The 18,266-nt window shown below is 63.3% G+C and carries 22 protein-coding genes; 15 read left to right on the top strand and 7 right to left on the bottom strand.

Annotation, left to right across the window (positions count from 1 at the left end):
* The first annotated feature begins 6 nt into the window (after positions 1-6).
* Positions 7-570 carry a DinB family protein gene (locus L6637_RS01160; RefSeq protein ID WP_237868802.1) on the top strand — a complete coding sequence of 188 codons (564 nt, stop codon included), beginning with the start codon at positions 7-9 and terminating at the stop codon, positions 568-570.
* 6 nt (positions 571-576) lie between these two features.
* Here L6637_RS01160 and L6637_RS01155 read toward each other — a convergent pair whose 3' ends face one another.
* A complete protein-coding gene (locus L6637_RS01155; RefSeq protein ID WP_237862228.1) occupies positions 577-1,113 on the bottom strand; it encodes an RNA 2'-phosphotransferase in 537 nt (178 codons plus the stop codon).
* 73 nt (positions 1,114-1,186) lie between these two features.
* Here L6637_RS01155 and L6637_RS01150 point away from each other — a divergent pair, with 73 nt between their 5' ends.
* The 3 genes from L6637_RS01150 to L6637_RS01140 all read left to right on the top strand — a co-directional run bounded on the left by L6637_RS01150 (position 1,187) and on the right by L6637_RS01140 (position 5,270).
* The gene (locus L6637_RS01150) at positions 1,187-1,519 is read left to right on the top strand and encodes a hypothetical protein (protein WP_237862227.1); all 333 of its coding nucleotides are present in this window, start codon (positions 1,187-1,189) and stop codon (positions 1,517-1,519) included.
* A gap of 162 nt (positions 1,520-1,681) precedes the next feature.
* On the top strand, positions 1,682-2,332 hold the full coding sequence (locus tag L6637_RS01145; protein WP_237862225.1) for an HAD-IA family hydrolase: 651 nt from the start codon (positions 1,682-1,684) through the stop codon (positions 2,330-2,332).
* Between the two features lie 868 nt (positions 2,333-3,200).
* Complete coding sequence (locus L6637_RS01140) at positions 3,201-5,270, top strand: DUF1217 domain-containing protein (RefSeq protein ID WP_237868801.1); 2,070 nt, start codon at positions 3,201-3,203, stop codon at positions 5,268-5,270.
* A 33-nt stretch (positions 5,271-5,303) separates the two neighbouring features.
* On the opposite strand, the gene L6637_RS01135 is transcribed toward L6637_RS01140, so the two are convergent.
* From L6637_RS01135 to L6637_RS01125, 3 genes are all read right to left on the bottom strand, one after another.
* A complete protein-coding gene (locus L6637_RS01135; RefSeq protein ID WP_237862221.1) occupies positions 5,304-6,164 on the bottom strand; it encodes a PCC domain-containing protein in 861 nt (286 codons plus the stop codon).
* Positions 6,165-6,173: 9 nt separating this feature from the next.
* A complete protein-coding gene (locus L6637_RS01130; protein WP_237862219.1) occupies positions 6,174-7,781 on the bottom strand; it encodes an acyl-CoA synthetase in 1,608 nt (535 codons plus the stop codon).
* A 105-nt stretch (positions 7,782-7,886) separates the two neighbouring features.
* Positions 7,887-8,384: a hypothetical protein gene (locus tag L6637_RS01125; protein ID WP_237862217.1), complete on the bottom strand. Its 498-nt coding sequence runs from the start codon at positions 8,382-8,384 to the stop codon at positions 7,887-7,889.
* A gap of 93 nt (positions 8,385-8,477) precedes the next feature.
* On the opposite strand from L6637_RS01125, the gene L6637_RS01120 reads away from it, so the two are divergent.
* The 3 genes from L6637_RS01120 to L6637_RS01110 all read left to right on the top strand — a co-directional run bounded on the left by L6637_RS01120 (position 8,478) and on the right by L6637_RS01110 (position 9,677).
* A complete protein-coding gene (locus tag L6637_RS01120; RefSeq protein ID WP_237862215.1) occupies positions 8,478-8,786 on the top strand; it encodes a hypothetical protein in 309 nt (102 codons plus the stop codon).
* 91 nt (positions 8,787-8,877) lie between these two features.
* Positions 8,878-9,390 (top strand): DUF3828 domain-containing protein, encoded by a 513-nt coding sequence (locus L6637_RS01115; RefSeq protein ID WP_237862213.1) that lies wholly within the window; start codon positions 8,878-8,880, stop codon positions 9,388-9,390.
* Positions 9,391-9,401: 11 nt separating this feature from the next.
* The gene (locus tag L6637_RS01110) at positions 9,402-9,677 is read left to right on the top strand and encodes a GNAT family N-acetyltransferase (protein WP_237862211.1); all 276 of its coding nucleotides are present in this window, start codon (positions 9,402-9,404) and stop codon (positions 9,675-9,677) included.
* A 13-nt stretch (positions 9,678-9,690) separates the two neighbouring features.
* Here the strand turns inward: L6637_RS01110 and L6637_RS01105 are convergent, their stop codons facing one another.
* Positions 9,691-10,626, bottom strand: a complete 936-nt coding sequence (locus tag L6637_RS01105) for a tetratricopeptide repeat protein (protein ID WP_237862209.1) — start codon at positions 10,624-10,626, stop codon at positions 9,691-9,693.
* Between the two features lie 104 nt (positions 10,627-10,730).
* On the opposite strand from L6637_RS01105, the gene L6637_RS01100 reads away from it, so the two are divergent.
* Complete coding sequence (locus tag L6637_RS01100) at positions 10,731-11,006, top strand: GNAT family N-acetyltransferase (protein ID WP_237862567.1); 276 nt, start codon at positions 10,731-10,733, stop codon at positions 11,004-11,006.
* 66 nt (positions 11,007-11,072) lie between these two features.
* On the opposite strand, the gene L6637_RS01095 is transcribed toward L6637_RS01100, so the two are convergent.
* Complete coding sequence (locus tag L6637_RS01095; protein ID WP_237862207.1) at positions 11,073-11,492, bottom strand: DUF3597 domain-containing protein; 420 nt, start codon at positions 11,490-11,492, stop codon at positions 11,073-11,075.
* Positions 11,493-11,825: 333 nt separating this feature from the next.
* Between L6637_RS01095 and L6637_RS01090 the strand changes: the two genes are divergently transcribed.
* Together L6637_RS01090 and L6637_RS01085 are read left to right on the top strand one after the other, a co-directional pair.
* The gene (locus L6637_RS01090) at positions 11,826-12,728 is read left to right on the top strand and encodes a DUF2189 domain-containing protein (RefSeq protein WP_237862206.1); all 903 of its coding nucleotides are present in this window, start codon (positions 11,826-11,828) and stop codon (positions 12,726-12,728) included.
* Between the two features lie 143 nt (positions 12,729-12,871).
* Positions 12,872-13,696: a lytic murein transglycosylase gene (locus L6637_RS01085; RefSeq protein ID WP_237862204.1), complete on the top strand. Its 825-nt coding sequence runs from the start codon at positions 12,872-12,874 to the stop codon at positions 13,694-13,696.
* A gap of 77 nt (positions 13,697-13,773) precedes the next feature.
* On the opposite strand, the gene L6637_RS01080 is transcribed toward L6637_RS01085, so the two are convergent.
* A complete protein-coding gene (locus tag L6637_RS01080; protein WP_237862202.1) occupies positions 13,774-14,037 on the bottom strand; it encodes a hypothetical protein in 264 nt (87 codons plus the stop codon).
* A gap of 711 nt (positions 14,038-14,748) precedes the next feature.
* Between L6637_RS01080 and L6637_RS01075 the strand changes: the two genes are divergently transcribed.
* From L6637_RS01075 to L6637_RS01055, 5 genes are all read left to right on the top strand, one after another.
* A complete protein-coding gene (locus tag L6637_RS01075) occupies positions 14,749-14,901 on the top strand; it encodes a DUF1127 domain-containing protein (RefSeq protein ID WP_007590701.1) in 153 nt (50 codons plus the stop codon).
* Entirely contained in the window at positions 14,876-15,031 is a 156-nt protein-coding gene (locus L6637_RS01070; RefSeq protein ID WP_237862200.1) for a hypothetical protein, read from the top strand. Before L6637_RS01075 ends, L6637_RS01070 begins: the two co-directional genes overlap by 26 nt.
* Positions 15,028-16,455, top strand: coding sequence for a methylenetetrahydrofolate--tRNA-(uracil(54)-C(5))-methyltransferase (FADH(2)-oxidizing) TrmFO (gene trmFO, locus L6637_RS01065; RefSeq protein ID WP_237868800.1), 1,428 nt, complete (start codon positions 15,028-15,030; stop codon positions 16,453-16,455). Before L6637_RS01070 ends, trmFO begins: the two co-directional genes overlap by 4 nt.
* A 7-nt stretch (positions 16,456-16,462) precedes the next feature.
* The gene (locus tag L6637_RS01060) at positions 16,463-17,557 is read left to right on the top strand and encodes a serine/threonine protein kinase (RefSeq protein ID WP_237862197.1); all 1,095 of its coding nucleotides are present in this window, start codon (positions 16,463-16,465) and stop codon (positions 17,555-17,557) included.
* A 77-nt stretch (positions 17,558-17,634) separates the two neighbouring features.
* Complete coding sequence (locus tag L6637_RS01055) at positions 17,635-18,219, top strand: CAP domain-containing protein (RefSeq protein ID WP_237862195.1); 585 nt, start codon at positions 17,635-17,637, stop codon at positions 18,217-18,219.
* The last annotated feature ends 47 nt before the right edge of the window (positions 18,220-18,266 follow it).

Raw genomic sequence — 18,266 nt, 5'->3', positions numbered from 1 at the left:
ATAGTTGTGTCCTCAGGACTCGTGCAGACCTATCGGTCGTTCGCCTACAACAATGCGTGGGCGAACCATCGCCTGCTCACCGCCTGCGCCCGCCTCAGCCAGGCCGAGTTTGAAGCCGCGCGGGCCGGCTTCTTCCCGAGCATCCAACGCACGCTGAACCACATCTACGTCATCGACCTCTTCTACATCGATGCGCTCGAAGGTGGTTGGCTCGGGCCGCGCGCCTGGGCGAACGAGGTGCCGTACCCCTCGCTTGCCGCGCTGAAGTCGGCCCAGGCTGCCATGGACAAGCGCCTGCTTGCCGTCTGCGATGCGCTGACATCAGAGCTTCTGGCCGGCCTTGTCCGGATCAACCGCGACACGCACGTCCAGACCGAGCGCCGCGACCGGCTGCTGATGCATCTGTTCCAGCATCAGATCCATCACCGCGGGCAGGCCCATGCCATGCTGTCCGAAACCTCAGTCGCGCCGCCTCAGCTCGATGAGTTCTTTGCCGAGGGAGAAGCTCCGCTTCGGGCCGCCGAGTTTGCCGAACTCGGCTGGACCGAGGGGACCATCTGGAAACCCTGACGTCAGCTACGCCAGAAACTCGGGCGGCACATGGTCGGTCAGCCACACGCCATTGTCCGCGCGAAAGAACTTGAATCCCTTGGCATGCATGCCGTCGGCATCAACCTTGAATATATGCGGCTTGCCGTGGCGCTGACCGACACGCTCCGCCGTGGCCTCGTCGGAGGACAGATGCACCTGCTGGCGCGCCTGCGGCTTCAGGCCCTCGGACAGGATGGCTTCGACGAACCGGGTTGCCGTTCCGTGATACAGGACCGACGGCGGCTCCTGCGCCGCCAGGCCAAGTTCAACCGAGACGGAATGGCCTTGTGCAGCGCGAATGCGATGTGCATCGGCGGACAGTGAGAAACGCTTCTTGTCGCTCTCTGCGACGACACGCAGCAGATCGTCGCGACCAAACTCTGTGCCAGCGGCATTTGCCTTGGCGATCAGGTCGTCGGTACCGGCCCATCCCTGCGAATCCAGCACCAACCCGATCGCTTCCGGCTGGTGGCGCAGGACTAGGCTCAGAAATTTGCTGAGCTGGGTGTCACTGATCGGCATGGTTTTCCTTCCAGTCGCGCACCTCTACACTCAAGCGTGCGACAATGCCAGATGAGGCGATCTGGAGGTAGCGATGCCCAGCCGAACCTACCAACTCTTCCGCAACGCCATCCTCGCCCAGCAGCAGGTGACCTGTGTCTATGAGGGCCGACATCGCGAGCTTTGCCCACATATCATCGGCACTGACAAGGGCGGTGAGGAAGCCGTGCTGGCCTGGCAATTTGGCGGCCAGAGTAGCGGACCGCTGCCGCAATGGCGATGCCTGAAGCTCGCCAACGTCCGTGGCGCCCGGGCGCGCGATGGTCGCTGGCACGAGGGCGGCTCGCATCGGACGACACAGACCTGCATCAAGGACATCGATCTCGACATCAATGTCCACGTCCGCAAGCTGCGATCGGGAAGCTGAGCACCAATCAGGCATGGCTAGTTATGCGCAGATCGCGAATGCGCGGGCGTCCAGGCATAGGTTGCGGGTTAACCGTAATTCTTGCCAGTAGCTCCGACATCTGCCACCTCTTCGAATACAATATAGCATCTGTCAGCGTGTCGCCCGCAGTGTGCCCTCCTCATGCCCTACTCCCTCGCCATCTTCGACCTCGACGGCACGCTGGTCGACAGCTTCCCCTGGTTCCTGCGCACCATCAACGACGTCGCCGACCGCTTCGGCTTTCGGCGTGTGCGGGATGAGGATGTCGAGGGGCTGCGGCATGCCTCGACACGGGAGATCCTCAGTCGCCTCGAAGTGCCGGTGTGGAAGCTGCCGGCGATCGCGCGGTATGCGCGGCGGCTGAAGGGCGAGGCAGCAGCCGAGATTTCGCTGTTTGCAGGCACTGACGCCATGCTGCGGATGTTGGCTAGGAACGGCGTGCAGCTTGCGCTGGTGACGTCGGACAGCGAGGCCAATGCGCGGCAGAAGCTCGGTGCGTCGGCTGCGCTCTTCCAGCATTTCGACTGCGCGGCCTCGGTGTTCGGCAAGCCCGCGAAATTCCGCCGCGTGATCCGACGCGCCGGCGTCACCCCAAAAAACGTCATTTCAATCGGAGACGAGGTCCGCGATATCGAGGCGGCCCGGGCGGTCGGCGCTGCCTGCGGCGCGGTCAGCTGGGGCTATGCTGCTCCCGCCGCGTTGCAGGCGCTTGCGCCGGATCACATGTTCGCCCAGATGGATGAGATCGCGAATACCTTGTGCGGAAACGTGGGGTGGATTGGCGAAGCATAATCCACCACTGTTCGCACCCCACTATCCGTTGTGTCGCGCGACAGGCAAAACACACCACCGCGCGGTCAATGCCTCCGCCGCAAATAATTCGCTTTACTAGAATTCGGAATTAGCGCATACGGGATCCACCCTACCCGGTCCGAGGGGCGTATCGCGATCGTCACGACACGCGGGTGGGACGTGGTGGATGCAGGCCGCATTGGCGCGAGGGTCCTTCGCAGGGCGGGAAACCGTGAGCGAATGCCGCGCGCAAACGACCGGTGCAGCCTGCATACGGCAAAATCGTGTGGTCCTGGCGCCCGAAGGCTGCGCGCCAAGTCTTGTGGTGATGCACGCTGTCCAACCGGGCGCGCGCATCAGTCATCTGCATGGCGACGGGGCATTAGTGCATCGTCCCCGGGGAGAGCACGACATAAGCCGTCAACCCACTGCGCAGGGAACGGCCGGGATATCCAGGCAGCCCTGTACGCCGCTGTGCAGACTTTTTTGGCATATAACGCACAGTGGATCCGCGGGTGCCAGCCGGCTCCCGGCCTTCCCTGCGCCCTCGGCACTTTCGAGGGCGCATCACCGCAAAGCTCGGGCACAACGTGCCGCGAGATGGCGAAGACGTGTCCGCGATTGCAAATACAAGACAACGAAGACTCCTACTCGCGCTTGCTTGCGCGGAGCTTGCTGGAAGCACCCCTTACGATGCGGCGCTTGGACGCAAGCGACACCTGAAGTTGTCACCCAGAATCGCAGCAACAAAATGTAACAATGTTTCTGCCTGCTGGCATGAGGCCAGTCTTCTACCTTGCGACCCGGCAATGAATGACGGACGTCCAGGACCTGCCAACAAGCTCCGACGAGCCGTCAGGAATTGCCCATGGTGTCCACCTATTTCAGCTACAGCTATATCGCGCGCAATCTCACGCAGTCCCTGACGCGGGTGGCGCAGCAATCGGACGTCTCGCGCGAAGCCGCCTACTACAAGGCGAACATCGGCAAGGTGCATAGCGTCGACGACCTGATGAAGGATTATCGCCTGTATCACTACGTCACGAAGGCCTATGGCCTGGAGGACATGGCCTACGCCAAGGCCTTCATGAAGAAGGTGCTGCAGAGCGATCTCTCGGACCCCAAGAGCTTCGCCAACACGCTGATCGACAAGCGTTACCGGGACTTCGCCGCGGCATTTTCCTTCGGCGGCGGCACAACCAAGGTCGCGCAATCGGAAAGCCAGACCGACGACATGATCGGGCTGTACACCGCAGCCATGAAGAGCAACGTCGATTCCGTTGCCGCCGACGCGAAATACTACAATGCCAAGATCGGCACCGTGACCAGCGTCGACCGGCTTCTGAGTGACGATCGCCTCCGCAACTATGTCGCCTCGGCATTCGGGATCGATCAGAGCAAATGGCCGCGCGACACGATCAAGCAGGTCCTGACCAGCGACCCATCCGATCCGAACAGCTACGTCAATGTCACGTTCGCGTCCAAGCTGGATGGCCTGAAGGCCCAGCTTGCCCAGGCCAAATCGGATGCCACCGACGCCAGCGCGAAGATCGCCGACTACACGACGCAACTGTCGCAGCCCGGCGCTGACGTCAATCAGTTGAAGGTGCAGATATTGGTCGAACGATATCGCCTGCAATCGGCGGTAACAAGCATATCCAGCACCAACGACGCGATCGCGACGACCGGCGGGTTCATGGATTTGGCCGGCGCGTTCGATTTTTCACCCGACGGCTCGCTTCCACCGGGGATGTCAGCGCAGACCGCCGCAAACCTTGCCAGCACGAACCAGAAATTCAACGACAGCAAATCGGCTGTCTATGCAGCGGCAAGCCCGTTGCAGGAAGCTGTGGTGATCGGGCAATTCAGAAAAGCTATCCCTAGCGTGACTTCACTCCAGGCGCTGGTCTCCGCGCCAGGCGCGTATGGTTTTGCGCTGGCGGCCGTCGGCCTCGATCCCACACAAGTCCCGCAATCGACCGTGAAGGCCGTTCTCGAAAGCGACCTCAGCGACCCCAAAAGCTATGTCTATACGCTCAAGGACGATCGCTACGTCAAGCTCGCGCGTGCGTTCAACTTCGACGCCAAGGGCAATCTGACGACGCCGCTGGCGGCCCAGGATGCAGCCGAAATTCTCGATATCGCCAAGAACTACGTCATTGCGAAATTGAAATTTGCGAGCCCGCAGGATCAGGCAAAGATCAAGGCTCAGGCCCAGAAAGACGCATCTAGCTATCAACAGGCGATCGGCGGCATCAAGAGCGTTTCCGACCTGCTCGCAAACAGGAAGCTGGTCGACTTCGTTCTTGTCGGCAAGGGTTTGGACCCGGCGAAGGTGAGTACCGCCTATCTCAAGAAGATATTCGCCTCCGACTTGAATGACCCCAAGAGCTTCGCAAACACGGAAAGCGATCCTCGCTTTGCCGAGATCGCAGCGTCGTTCAATTTCGACAAGGATGGCAACGTCGCGCGGCTGCCGATGGTGGGACCGCAAAAGCGAGATCAATTCCTGGCAACGCAAAAAAACTATCTCGAGCAAAGCCTGGAGCAGCAGCAGGGCGATGCCAATCCGGGCGTGCGCCTGGCGTTGTATTTCCAGCGCATGGCGGGACACGTCACGTCTGCCTACGACATTCTCGCCGACAAGGCTCTCTCGGAGGTGTTCAGAACCGCCTTCGACCTGCCCGATCAGATGGCGTCGATGCAGATCGATCAGCAGGCCAAGATCGTGGAAAAGTACCTCAATCTTAGGGATCTCGGCGATCCCACGAAAGTTGCGAAGCTGCTCAGCCGCTTCTCGGCCATGTATGACGCAAAGAACGCCAGCCAGACCTACTCGCCCGTGCTCGATCTCTTCCAGGGATCGAACTCAGGGACGTCAGGCATCAGTGAATCGACGTACTTGGCGATGGCAAAAATGCGCGCCAGCCCGTGGTGATCGGATCGACTCCGCCGCGTGAGGCTGCCGAGGCTAACCCAAGACCTCCAGCACCAGCTCCATGGTCATCAGCACGGGATTGTCGCCCCGGATCAGGCGGCCCTCGGCGATTCCGCCCGTGTAGTCGATCAGGGCGACATCGAGCGCCGCCTCCAGCACGCCGGACGCAGCAGGCGCAATCGTCCCGGCGGTGATCGCGAGCTCCGTGGCAAACGGCTCGGTCACGCCGCCATGGGTGAAGCGCGCGCCGATCGTCGAACCGACGCCGCCGTGGATTTTGGCGCGCGCAATGCCGCGCTCGCGGCAAAACGCCTCGAGAGAGCCGGCAAAATCCTGGTTGGGGCGAAGCCGCAGCGCGAGGGCGCGGCTCGTCGTGCGCGCACCGCTGCTCGCGAAGGCTATCGGCCCAAACAGCTTGAAATTTGTCTCGGGGTCAGGCTCGGCAGTGAACATCGCGCCGTCGATCCCAAAAGCCTGCACCTCGAACGGCTCGGCGATATCTGTCTCATCCGGAAGCATGTGGCCGCCGCTCGCCTTGCCATTCGCCTCGGTCCAGAGCCCGTGGCAGTGAAAGAACGGCGCACCGTCGCGCGATCCCAACGTCATGCTGCCGAGCCTGGTACGCGTCACGCCGGCAGGCCGATAGGTGTCGCTGTAGAACGCTGCATTCTCGCCAGTCTTCGACAGCGCCGGCATGACATAGCCAAACGGCCCGAGCGCCCCCTGGCTGAAATTCAGCACGCCGCCGGCAAACCCTTCGGCAGCAAATCCGCGGCCGGCCGCTTCGAGCAGCGGCAAGCCGGCTTGAAGCGTGAACGAAAAGGCGCGTCCCCTCGCCTCCACCCATTGGATACGCTCGGGGACCGGCGCGCCCGGCTGCTTGATGCTCCGCATGGTCCGCGTTCAGCCCGTCTTGGTCTTGTCGAGGTCGAGCAGCCCGCGCGCCTCGAGCTCGTCGCGCACCATGCGTTTCGGCACCTTGCCGTAACCGGATTTCGGCAGCGTCTCCCAGAAGAAGAAGCGCTTGGGCATCTTGTAGCGCGGCACCTTCGGCGACAGGAACGCGGCCATCTCGGCTTCGCTGACCGGCTTCGCGCCCTCGCGCGCAACGCAGACCGCGACGCCGACCTCGCCCCAGGTCGCATCGGGCACGCCGAGCACGGCGACCTCGCCGACGGCTGGATGCGTCAAGATCTTCTCCTCGATCTCGCGCGGATAGATGTTGGAGCCGCCAGAGATGTACATGTCCGACGCGCGCCCGGTGATGTAGACGAAGCCCTCCTCGTCCATGTGGCCGAGATCGCCGGTGCGGAACCAGCCGTTGCGGAACGCCTTCGCGTTGGCCTCAGGGTTGTCGTAATAGCCAGCGAGCACGGCTGGCCCGATGACGCAGATCTCGCCGCTCTGGTTCGCGCCGAGTTCACGGCCCTCGTCGTCCTGGATCGAGACCTGCATGCCCGTGCGCTCGAAGCCGCAGGTGCCGATCTTCGCGTGCGGGCCGTCTTCGGGATCGTGCAACGCTGCCGGCAGCACGGTGATGTTGCCGGTGACCTCGCCGAGGCCAAAATACTGCACGATGACCTTGCCGAGCTTTTTGAGCGCGGCCTTCTGGTCCTCGCGATACATCGGTGCACCGGCATAGATCACGTGACGCAGCGAGGAATGATCGTATTTGTCGGCAGCGGGATGCTCGACCATCATCTTGAGGATCGTCGGCACCGTGAACAGATTGCCGACCCGATGTTTTTCGATCAGGCGGAACGCCTCGTCGATGTCGAATTTCTCGGTCGGCAGCAGTACGGTGCAGACACCGCGCGCGGTCTGAACCAGTTGGTGCACGCCAGCGCCGTGCGACAGCGGAGCCACCACCAGCGACGCGTCGGCTTCCGTCACGCCGGGGGTGAGATCTGCGAGATGATTGGTGACGACAAAACCCATCTGGCCATGCGTCAGCACCGCGGCCTTGGAGCGGCCGGTGGTGCCCGATGTGAAGAAGAACCAGCAGGGATCGTCATGCTCAACCGCGACGTTCTCGACCACGGCGCCGGCCCGCGACGCGATGGCGTCCGCCACCGACCTCTCGCCAAACGAGGCCTTGCCGTCGACGCTCCAGGTGAACTCCAACGCGCCGCCCGTCACCGCCGCGGCATGTTCAGGGAAATCGACATGGCACAGGAACGCCTTCGCGCCCGAAGCCTGTGCGAGATAGGCAACCTCGTCCGGCATCAGGCGAAAATTGGTGGGCACCCAGACCGCGCCCAGCCGGAACGCGGCGAACATCGAGACAAACATCTCGTTGCCATTCTTGGAATGGACCAGGATGCGATCGCCCTTGGCGATGCCGCGCGCAGCGAGCGCCGCGGCCAGCGCCGAAACCTGCGCATCGATCTCGCGCCAGGTCCAGGGTCTGTCTCCCCAGACAAACCCGGGCCGCGATCCATGCCGCCGCGCGTTCTGCGTCAGCATGTAAGCGAGATTCATGACGCGGCGGGACATGCGGAGCGGCTGCATCGGGCTTCCTCTTCGACGGCGAACGGCACGCTGACCGCCCGCTCATTACAGCCCATTTATCGCGATCGCCCGCGGCGTAGCAAGGCCGCCGGCCGCGCACCTGCCTTACGGCTTTTTGAACCCGAACGGCGTCGCCGTGATCGCCCGTTCCTTGACGCAGGCCTGCGCACCAAAACCACCGCAATAGCTACCATGCAGGTCGAAGCGGATGGTGCGCGTCGCGCCGCGCTTCATCGGCGGCGCCACCATGGTGTAGCTGCGGACATAGCCGTCGAATACGGTGCGCACGCTGCCGTCCGGCAGCGTCACCAGGATGTCCAGCAGGCAACCGCCGGTTCCGCAATAGGTGCTCTCGCGTTCGCCGCATTTGGTATCGCGGAAATCGACGATGTAGTCGTCGCTGCCGTCGCCGGTGAGGTCGACCCTGCGTACCGTATCAGGCCCAAAGGTCACGGCGCCGCCACCCTGCCTTTCGCATTCCTCATGGGCATAACGCAGCGCCTTCTGCACGGCAGGCGGATAGTCGGCGGGGTCAAACGGCTTGGCGTCATCGGCGCGCGCCGCGGCCGTGAGCATCGTGAGCAGGACGAGCAGATATCGCATAGGCGTTGGTCGCAGGCGCGGCCCCATCGTTCAGGGAATTTTAAACATGATCAGCGCAACCTCGCTCAGTCCTCGCGTACAGAGTGCCGCACCATGGTCAAAGCGCCCGCCTTCCTCCTGCTGTCGCTGGCGCTTGCCGGATGCGCCGCGGCCCCGCAAGCCCACCTCGCTTCGGACCCCGCGTTCAAGCCCGCGCGTTATGCCTGGGATGGCGCAGGCGAGAATCCCAATCAGCCGCGCGCCGCTGAGCCGGCCCGGGCAACACGCATCGCCGCCAAGCCCGAGCACGACGGAATCGACGCCGACCAGGACGCCGCGGTCCGCTCGCTGGTCATCTGCCAGGGCTGCCTACGCCCCAAACCTCAGCCGGAAGATTCGCGGCTCGCCAAGGCGGCGGATTGAACCGAACGGCTGTTGCGCCGGTCTACTGAGATACCGCGCTGACATCGGCTACCCAGCCACTGTCGCCATGCCATCATCTCGGGGACGAACCATGCTCACCCGCCGCAGCTTCATTGTCGCTTCTATCGTCGTCGCCGCCTCGCCCGCCTTCGCGCAGGCGCCCGCCGACGACCCCACATCCATACTCACTGCGATCTACACCCGCGCCGCCAAGGGCAAGGGCGATGGTGGCGCCGGCTTCGTCACCGAGAACAAGGCGGCGAAAGCAAAATATCTCTCCAAGGCGCTGGTCACGCTGTGGGCCAAGGCGGATGCGCATACGCCGAAGGGCGATGTAGGCCCGATCGATTTCGATCCCGTCACCAACTCGCAGGAACCCGACGTGAAGTCGTTCAGGGTTGACGCGGAGAAGACGGAGGCCGACAAGGCAACGCTGGCCGTGACCATCACCGGCCACCGCAACGATCGCAAACCCGCCGACCAGATCGTGCGTTACGACTTCGTGCGCGAGGCCGGCAGCTGGAAGATCGACGACATCAAGGGCTCCTCCGACGGCGAGGCCTGGGCGATCCGCAAGATGCTGACGGCCTCGCTGAAGAACTGACCGGAGACATCATGAGCGATGTGATCAACAACAAGGCCCATCACCGCTACGAGCTCGAGGTAGACGGCTATCTCGCGACCGAGCACTACAAGCTCGACGGCAACGTGATCACGTTCGAACATACCGAGGTGCCGAAGGAGCTCGCCGGCAAGGGCGTCGGCTCGAGGCTGGTGCAGGGCGCGCTCGATCAGGTCCGCGCGAGCGGCCTGAAGCTGATCCCGCAATGCCCGTTCGTGAAGGCATGGATCGAGAAGCATCCGGACTATCAGGACCTGGTGAAGGTCTAGCCGAACCGGGGCATCACAGCGCCCCGAGCTTCCTCAGCGAGTCCTGTGCCGTCTGCAAGCCGGGCTTCAATTCCAGCGCCTTGCGAAAATCGGCAATCGCACCCTTGGTGTCGCCGAGCCGCATCCGGGCCTGGCCGCGATTATTCCAGGAGAACACGTCGGCAGGATCGTATTGCAGCGCCTTGTCGTAATCGGCGAGGCCGCCTTTGTTGTCACCGAGATAGAGCCGGATCATGCCGCGATTGCGCCAGCCGCGCGCATCGGTCGGCGCGAGCCGGATCGCCTCGCCATAATCGGCGGCGGCGCGGTCGAGCTGCTCGCTGTCACGATAGACGTTGCCGCGGTCGATATAGGCCAGCAGATCGGGGGCGAGCTTGATCCGCATCGTGTAGTCGGCGAGCGCATGGGCTGTGTCGTGCTTGCGGGCGTACACGTAGCCGCGATTGGCATAGGCCATGGCATAGCTGGGATCGTGCGTGATCGCCGCGTCGAAATCGGCGAGCGCGCCGTCGATGTCGCCCTTGTTGTAGCGGGACTCGCCACGGTTGCTGTAGGCCACCGCCATCGACGGATCGAGCTTGATGGCCTGGTCGTACTCGGCGATGGCGCGGTCATAGTCGCGCTTGAAGCTGTAGACGCGGCCTCGATTGTTGTAGGCGCAGGCGTAGTTCGGATCGAGGCGCAGCGCTTCATCGAGGTCGGACAGCGCCGCATCGAGCTCGCGCTTTTCGGTGAGACCATGTCCGCGGTTGCAATAGGCGCCGGCGAGCCTGCGGCCAACCTCGCTCTTGCTGTCGATCACCGTCGAGCAAGCCTGCACCCGCTCATCCGGCGTGCTGGTCAGCCTGACACAGGCTTCCCACGCTGGACCGCCCTCGGCTGCGGCCGGGACCGGCGCGACCAAGGCCAGCACGGCGAGCAAGGCCATCAGACCGAGCTGAACACGCATTTTGCAGATATCTCCCCTGCGGCGACCTCCCTTGGTCGCGCCTTGGCAAGCGAGGGTTCAGGGGCCTAGATCAGGGAATGAACATCGCTTTGGAAGGATCAGGCATGGCGGCATCGGTACGCGACAACAAGGACAGGAGCCGCTTCGAGCTCGATGTCGGCAGCGAGCTCGCCTTCGCCAATTACCGGCTGACGCCGTCGGCTGTCATCATCACCCACACCGAGACGCCGCGTGCGCTACGCGGCCGCGGCATTGCGTCCGAGCTGATCAAGGGCGCGCTCGCGTTGGTCCGCCGCGACGGCCACAAGGTGATCGCAGGTTGCGGCTTCGTCGTCGACTATCTCGACAAGCATCCGGAGGATGCCGATCTGGTCGCCTGAACGCAAAAGGGCCCACGATCTCGCGGGCCCTTTTCTGTTACTTGGCGTCGCCTGACGCGCGCCCGATCAGTGCTTGATTTCCGGCGGCAGCTTGCCGCCATTGGCAGCGAGCTTGGACATCACCTGTTTGTGCAGCCAGACGTTCATGCTGGCGGAGTCGTTCATGTCGCCGGTATAGCCGAGCTCCTTGGCAAGATCCTTGCGCGCAGCCAGGCTTGAATCGACGTCGAGCGCCTTCATCAGGTCGACGATCGAGGTGCGCCACTCCAGCTTCTCGCCCTTATGCGCGGCGGCCGCCTTGTCGACGATCGCGGCGACGTCCACCGTTTGGGCAGGCGCTGCTGCGGGCGCAGACGCTGGCGCGGATCCGCTCGGCGCGGCCCCTGCAGGCGCAGGCGCGCTGCCCGCGGGTGCGCCGCCGGCGGGCGCAGCGGAAGCCGCATGGCTGCCGAAGATTGCGCCCATGATTTTCCCGAAAATGCTCATGTCTGCTCCCCGAAAAGGATCCCGTTGGAAGGCCCTGAGTGGGCACTTATAGACGAAGTTACGCCGCTGCGCCCGCGAAGTTCCGCGAGCCGCAAACAGCATGAGCTTATCTGCGGCGAAATGACGACCGGATGACGTCAGCAAGGTTGCACTGCGGCAACGAATCTCACCCAAGCGTGAGGGACAGGACTCGGAAATAGGCGTACGCTCTCTGCTCAGCTCGCGATGCCACCAGGAATTCGCGTCTGGTTGGACTCGCGAAACCTAGAAGAGCGGCCGCTTGCGCCGTTGTCGGCGCCGAATTCGGCTGCATGGCAAGGGAGCAAGCCGACCATGGCCACACTCTATCAGGGCAATGTCCCAACGATGGGCCAGTCCGCAGACGCGGCCGGACCCGTGATCCGTACCATCCAACTCTCCGACCTGCACGACGCGCTCAAGCGCGGCTGGGAAGATTTCAAGGCGGTGCCCAGCCACGCCATCATCCTCTGCGTGATCTATCCGGTGCTGGGGCTCGTGATTGCGCGCGTCGCGATGGGCTATTCAGTAATACCGCTACTGTTTCCGCTCGCCGCTGGCTTCGCCCTGATCGGTCCGTTCGCAGCACTCGGCCTTTATGAGCTCTCCAGCCGCCGCGAACGCTATGAGGAAGCGAGCGCCTGGGATGCCATGGATGTGCTGCGCTCGCCCTCCTTCGGCGCCATGCTCGGCCTCGGCACCTTGCTGCTCGCACTGTTCGTGACTTGGGTTGCGACCGCGCAAGCGATCTATGTGGCCGCGTTCGGCTATGAGGGCGTGACCGGAATCTCGGATTTCGTCACGCGCGTGCTGACGACGTCGCAGGGCTGGTGGCTGATCGTCGTTGGCTGTGGCACGGGCTTCCTGTTCGCGCTCGCAGCGCTTTGCATCAGCGCGGTGTCATTCCCGCTGATGCTCGACCGCCACGCCGGCGCGCTGGACGCGATGGTCACCTCGCTACGCGTCGTCGCCAAGAACCCGGTGCCGATGGCGGCCTGGGGCCTGATCGTGGCGGTGTTACTCGCGCTCGGAACGATCCCCGCGTTCCTCGGGCTTGCCGTCATCATTCCCCTGCTCGGCCACGCCACCTGGCATCTCTATCGCAAGGTCATCGTCTCCGAGCCCGGTGCCCGGCCGGTGCCGCCCCCGCCACAGCGCCCACGCAAGCCGGCGGCCGATTTCCCCGCCAATCTCTTCCCATGGCGGAACAGGGAATAGGACAGGAGCCAGGCGACCTCATCAGAGCGCTCCCGCCGGGGTCACCCGGCGGGAGCGGCGCTGTCATACGCCTTGCTTTGGCCGCGGTTACATCAGAGATTGCCGCCGCCGGTCATGACCCTTCACGGAATCAATTACCTCTGATGACCCTGACGATTTCTCGTCTCGCTCTCGCAGCTCTCGCCCTTTCAGCCTCAATCGTGTCCGTCGAGCCCACTCTGGCCGCCGTCGCCTGCAACTCGGGCAATTTCGACACCTGGCTTGCGGATTTCAAAACCGAGGCCGCGGCCAAGGGGATCTCGCAGCAGGCTATTAGCGCCGGACTTGCCGGCGTCACGCTGGACCAGAGCGTGCTCAACCGTGACAAGTCGCAAAAGGTCTTCACCCAGACCTTTGAGGAGTTTTCCGGCCGCATGGTGCCGCCGCGGATGACGCGCGGCTCCAACATGATGAAGCAATACGGATCGGTGCTGTCGCGCATCGAGCAGACGTATGGCGTGCCCGGCGAGATCCTGGTCGCGATCTGGGGTCTCGAGACCGATTTCGGCGTCAACACAGGTAAGTTCGCGACGATCCGTTCACTGGCGACGCTGGCGTATGACTGCCGGCGCGCCGAGCAGTTTCGCGGCGAACTGATGGATGCGCTACGCATCGTCCAGCGAGGCGATCTCGCGCCTGCGGAGATGAAGGGCGCTTGGGCCGGCGAACTCGGCCAAACCCAGTTCATGCCGTCGTCCTGGATGAAATACGCTGTCGATTTCGACGGCAACGGCAAGCGTGACCTGCTGCACAACGCTCCCGACGTACTTGCCTCCACCGCCAACTATCTCGCCGGATACGGCTGGCAGAAGGGCAAGGACTGGCAGCCGGGCAGCCCGAACTTCGCGGTGCTGCAGCAGTGGAACAAGAGCGAGGTCTATTCCAAGACGGTGGCCTATTTTGCGACCCAGCTCGCCCACGCCCCTTAAGGCACGCAGAAATCAAAACGCGTAGGGCCGATCGACATGGCGACCGGCCCTCTCTTGGATTGCGTTGACCTGCCCGCTTACTTGCCCATGGTGGCTTGCATCGCCTTGTTCAGGTGCATGCCGCACGCACCCATCTTGCCATTGAGCAGCGCGTCCTGAGCCGCCGTGACCTCCTTCTCGGCGACGAACTTGCCGTCACCGTCGGGCATGGCCTCGATCGCGGTCTCGGTCTTCTCGAGATTGGCTCCGCTGCAACCGCCCATGCTGTGCTTGGCGGCCTGAGCTGGCGCGACGGCGAATGCAACGGCGGCAATTGCGATAACCCCGAGTAACTTCGTCATGATGTTACTTTCCTTCTCTTGTTCTTGGGACCCGACGACATTGCCGGAATCCGCACCATGACTTTGCTGCCGACGCGGCAAGTTGCCGCAATAAATTCCGCGCGAGAATTGCGTGATGTTGCGCGCTGCGCAGAGCCTCATGCGAAATTTCTGATTTTCATTACAACTTGTTAATCAGGGTTTGCACGTTTGACGTGTGTGCACCGCAGCATTGGGGTGCAGTTGAGCAGGAGGGAGAGCAATCGGCTGGAGCAGACGCGGCTACGCGCCCCGAGCCCACCATGAGGCCGTTCCTCCAGCGAATCGTTGTGCTCGCCCACCTCGGCAAACCGGCACCCACGACTAGAAGATATGAATATATATTCATATCAAAGAATCTTAGTTCATGCGAATCATGCATGCCGGAGTTGGGTCTAGAGGCTAAGCCTCGGCCTTGAAGGTCACGGGAACGTAACCCATTTTCTGCAACAATCGGAACCGCAGAACGATTGATAAATCCGTGATTTCACGGATATTTATCGCTTGTCTTAGCGTGTTTCGCCTAGCTGTTAGGCGGGAGTGCCAAGAGGTTAATCGCTCCTTACCAATGCCATGCGTTCTTCGCTTAGCTGCATCGCAACATCGGAACTTTCGCACTGCACTACCCTCACCTATATTCATTTCAACGATGAAGCCCGAGCAAGGGCTGAATCGAACTACAGGAGACTACCAATGCTGCTCTCGCTCATCCGCATGATCCAGGCTTTCCGGGACTATCAGCGCAATGTTGCCGAGCTGTCCCAGCTCAGCGATCGCGAACTGGCCGACATCGGCCTCGATCGCTCGGACATCCCGCGCGTTGCCGCCGGTCAATATCAGGGCTGATATCGTTCAGCCCTTCACCGGACGAACCGATAACGCCCGCCTCGTGCGGGCGCTGTCGTTTTCAGCGGCAGAAAACTCGATCTCGGCGATTCCACTGGCCGCCGAAAAGCGCTACCTGTCCGCCCCATGACAGGATCCCTATCCAAACCCGCGCACGTCATCGGTGCTGGCCTTGCCGGTTCCGAAGCCGCCTGGCAGATCGCGAAAGCTGGCGTACCCGTTGTGCTGCACGAGATGCGGCCCGACCGCATGACCGAGGCGCACCGCACCGACGGGCTGGCCGAGCTCGTCTGCTCCAATTCGTTCCGCTCGGACGATGCCGCCAACAACGCGGTCGGCCTCCTCCATGCAGAGATGCGGCGCCTCGACTCGCTGATCATGCGTGCGGCCGACGCCAACCAGGTGCCCGCCGGCGGAGCGCTCGCGGTCGACCGCGATGGCTTCTCCGCGGCCGTGACCAAGGCGCTCAACGACCATCCCCTCATCGAGATCGCCCGCGGCGAGATCAAGGGCCTGCCGCCAGCCGATTGGAGCAACGTGATCGTTGCGACGGGCCCCCTCACCTCAGCGCCGCTGGCCGATGCCATCCGCGAACTGACCGACGAGAGCGCGCTCGCCTTCTTCGACGCCATCGCGCCGATCGTGCACCGCGAATCCATCGACATGTCGGTGGCCTGGTTCCAGTCGCGCTACGACAAGGTCGGCCCAGGTGGAAACGGCGCCGACTACATCAATTGCCCCATGACCAAGGAGCAGTATGACGGCTTCGTCGCTGCGCTGGTCGCCGGCGAGAAGACCGAGTTCAAGGAGTGGGAGACGAACACGCCCTATTTCGACGGCTGCCTGCCGATCGAGGTGATGGCGGAGCGCGGCCCCGAGACGTTGCGCCACGGCCCGATGAAGCCGGTCGGCCTCACCAATCCGCACGATCCCACGACGAAGTCCTACGCGATCGTGCAGCTGCGCCAGGACAACAAGCTTGGCACGCTCTACAACATTGTCGGATTCCAGACGAAGCTGAAATACGGCGAGCAGCAGCGCATCTTCCGCACCATTCCGGGCCTTGAGAAGGCCGAGTTCGCCCGCCTTGGCGGCCTCCATCGCAACACCTTCCTCAACTCTCCCAAACTGCTCGACAGCCAGCTGCGCCTGCGAGCCCAGCCGAGACTACGCTTTGCCGGCCAGATGACGGGCTGCGAAGGCTATGTGGAATCCGCCAGCGTCGGCCTGATAGCCGGCCTCTATGCGGCCGCCGACGCGCGCGGCGAGCGGCTTGCGAGCCCGCCGGCCACGACAGCGCTTGGATCGCTGCTCGGCCATATCACTGGTGGCCATATCGAGACTATCGAGCCGGGCACGCGCTCGTTCCAGCCGATGAACATCAATTTCGGCCTATTCCCGCCGCTTGCCAGCCCGCCGACAAAGAAGCCCGACGGCACGCGTCTTCGTGGCAATGAGAAGACGGTAGCCAAGAAGCAGGCCATGAGCGCCTTGGCGCTTGCCGACCTCGATCGCTGGATCGCCGATCATTTGCGCATTGCCGCAGCCGCGTGAGTTTTCGATGAGTCTCCCGAAAGACGACGCTGCGGTGCTCTCGGCGCGCTGGACTGAGGGCGTACTGCTCAAGCGCGACGTGTTCTCGACCGTCGAACGCGGCCGTTTCCGCGGTAACAGCGGCGAGGTCGACGCCGTGCTGCGCCGGCTGGATGAAGTGCCGTGGTGGTCGTTCCTGCTGGCGCGCCATTTGTTCGCCCGCGAGAAACACGCATTGGTGCTTGCCAAAGGCCTCGATGTCGGCCCTGAGCTGCTTTGGGCCGGACGTCGTGCGCTGGTGCGCGGCTTTGTCGACGGCGTCGCGCTGCACCTGGCAAAGCCTCATGGCGATCTCGCCTATTTCCGCTCGGCGAAGGACGCGCTGCGCCGGCTCCGCCGCGCTGGCATCTGCCACAACGATCTCGCCAAAGAGCAGAACTGGCTGGTCGGCCGCGATGGCCGCGCCTATGTGACCGACTTCCAGCTTGCGGCTTGCTTCAAGCGACGCGGTCGGCTCTACCGCATCCTCGCCTATGAAGACCTCCGCCATCTGCTCAAGCACAAGCGCTCCTACGCGCCGGAGGCGCTGACGGCACGCGAGCGAAAGGTGCTGGCGAAGAAATCGTTCGCCGCGAGCCTCTGGCTTGCCACCGGCAAGAAGGTCTATCGCGCCATCACCCGCGGCCTGTTCAACTTCACCGACCGTGAGGGTGGCGGCCGCCGACTCGTCAACGATGCGCCAGTTATCGCAGAGCTGATCCGCAAGAACCCCGCCGTGCGCGACACCGCCATCGTCGCCTTTGCCGATCGCCGCTCCGGCGTCGGGCTCTATGCGTTCGTGGAAGCCGATCAGGCCGCGCTCGAAGGCCAGCTCCGTAACGAATTGGCGGCTGCCAAGGGGCCAAGGCCGCCGGAACACATCCAGGTCGTCCACGCGCTCCCGCGCGATGCTGGCGGCAGGCCCCGCACCGAGATCCTGCAACTGGTCGCGATGAACCAGCTCGACCTGATCGAGCCGATGATGAGAAACGACCAGGATCGCGCCTTCCTCAAGGACATTCTGGAGCAGCGCAAGAACCTGCGAGATCGCTTCAACTTCGAGGCGGACCTGCCGACCGGTTAGACTACGGGATGCGGGGTGCCTTGAAGCGTCCACAATGCCGTTGGAGAAGCCGGGGGACTGCACTGATTTGGGGACCAATGACTCGCTGGGGGACCACCATAAGGCGCCGCGCGGCCCTGCTGCTTGCAGGTCTGGCGCTGCTGGCGGCTACGCCGGTGACGGCGGCAGAATCCCCTGCCGAACAGATCTCTGGCTTCCGGGCGAAGCATGGTGAGGGCCGCGTCGTGCGCGACGCAACGCTCGACCGCATTGCCGGGGACCAGGCGCGCGCGATGGCGGCGAAGGACGATCTCAGCCACGACGCCCTCGGTCCGTTCACCAAGCGCGTCGCGCCGTCGGGCGCAGGCCGCGCCGCCGAGAACATCGCCTATGGCTATGACACCTTCGAAAAGACGCTGGGACAGTGGATCGACTCCTCCGGCCATCGTAAGAACCTGCTGCTCCACAACGCCTCCCGCGTTGGGATCGCGAGTGCGAAGAACGCCAGCGGCAAGCGCACCTATTGGGCCATGGTGATCGCCGGCGATTACGAGCCGAAGCCCGGCAAGGGCAAAGGCAAGAAGGACAACGAGCCCCTTGTGGCTGTGAAGCGCGAGGTCACACCCGCCAGCAAGCCCAAAGTCGCCAACTGCCACGTCAAGCTGCTCGGCCTCTGCATCTGAGGCGAAGGTGATCCGGTCCCTCGTCGGCCCGCGGTCTTGCCCGCCTG

This window comes from Bradyrhizobium zhengyangense, from assembly GCF_022012435.1.
GTDB lineage: Bacteria > Pseudomonadota > Alphaproteobacteria > Rhizobiales > Xanthobacteraceae > Bradyrhizobium > Bradyrhizobium zhengyangense.
This window is presented reverse-complemented; position numbering and strand designations above follow the sequence as displayed.

Coding starts and splice junctions, on each gene's coding strand:
- L6637_RS01155 (WP_237862228.1), bottom strand. CDS start 1,113: ATGCCGATCAGTGACACCCAGCTCAGCAAATTTCTGAGCCTAGTCCTG.
- L6637_RS01150 (WP_237862227.1), top strand. CDS start 1,187: ATGCCCAGCCGAACCTACCAACTCTTCCGCAACGCCATCCTCGCCCAG.
- L6637_RS01145 (WP_237862225.1), top strand. CDS start 1,682: ATGCCCTACTCCCTCGCCATCTTCGACCTCGACGGCACGCTGGTCGAC.
- L6637_RS01140 (WP_237868801.1), top strand. CDS start 3,201: ATGGTGTCCACCTATTTCAGCTACAGCTATATCGCGCGCAATCTCACG.
- L6637_RS01135 (WP_237862221.1), bottom strand. CDS start 6,164: ATGCGGAGCATCAAGCAGCCGGGCGCGCCGGTCCCCGAGCGTATCCAA.
- L6637_RS01130 (WP_237862219.1), bottom strand. CDS start 7,781: ATGCAGCCGCTCCGCATGTCCCGCCGCGTCATGAATCTCGCTTACATG.
- L6637_RS01125 (WP_237862217.1), bottom strand. CDS start 8,384: ATGCGATATCTGCTCGTCCTGCTCACGATGCTCACGGCCGCGGCGCGC.
- L6637_RS01120 (WP_237862215.1), top strand. CDS start 8,478: ATGGTCAAAGCGCCCGCCTTCCTCCTGCTGTCGCTGGCGCTTGCCGGA.
- L6637_RS01115 (WP_237862213.1), top strand. CDS start 8,878: ATGCTCACCCGCCGCAGCTTCATTGTCGCTTCTATCGTCGTCGCCGCC.
- L6637_RS01110 (WP_237862211.1), top strand. CDS start 9,402: ATGAGCGATGTGATCAACAACAAGGCCCATCACCGCTACGAGCTCGAG.
- L6637_RS01105 (WP_237862209.1), bottom strand. CDS start 10,626: ATGCGTGTTCAGCTCGGTCTGATGGCCTTGCTCGCCGTGCTGGCCTTG.
- L6637_RS01100 (WP_237862567.1), top strand. CDS start 10,731: ATGGCGGCATCGGTACGCGACAACAAGGACAGGAGCCGCTTCGAGCTC.
- L6637_RS01095 (WP_237862207.1), bottom strand. CDS start 11,492: ATGAGCATTTTCGGGAAAATCATGGGCGCAATCTTCGGCAGCCATGCG.
- L6637_RS01090 (WP_237862206.1), top strand. CDS start 11,826: ATGGCCACACTCTATCAGGGCAATGTCCCAACGATGGGCCAGTCCGCA.
- L6637_RS01085 (WP_237862204.1), top strand. CDS start 12,872: ATGACCCTGACGATTTCTCGTCTCGCTCTCGCAGCTCTCGCCCTTTCA.
- L6637_RS01080 (WP_237862202.1), bottom strand. CDS start 14,037: ATGACGAAGTTACTCGGGGTTATCGCAATTGCCGCCGTTGCATTCGCC.
- L6637_RS01075 (WP_007590701.1), top strand. CDS start 14,749: ATGCTGCTCTCGCTCATCCGCATGATCCAGGCTTTCCGGGACTATCAG.
- trmFO (WP_237868800.1), top strand. CDS start 15,028: ATGACAGGATCCCTATCCAAACCCGCGCACGTCATCGGTGCTGGCCTT.
- L6637_RS01060 (WP_237862197.1), top strand. CDS start 16,463: ATGAGTCTCCCGAAAGACGACGCTGCGGTGCTCTCGGCGCGCTGGACT.
- L6637_RS01055 (WP_237862195.1), top strand. CDS start 17,635: ATGACTCGCTGGGGGACCACCATAAGGCGCCGCGCGGCCCTGCTGCTT.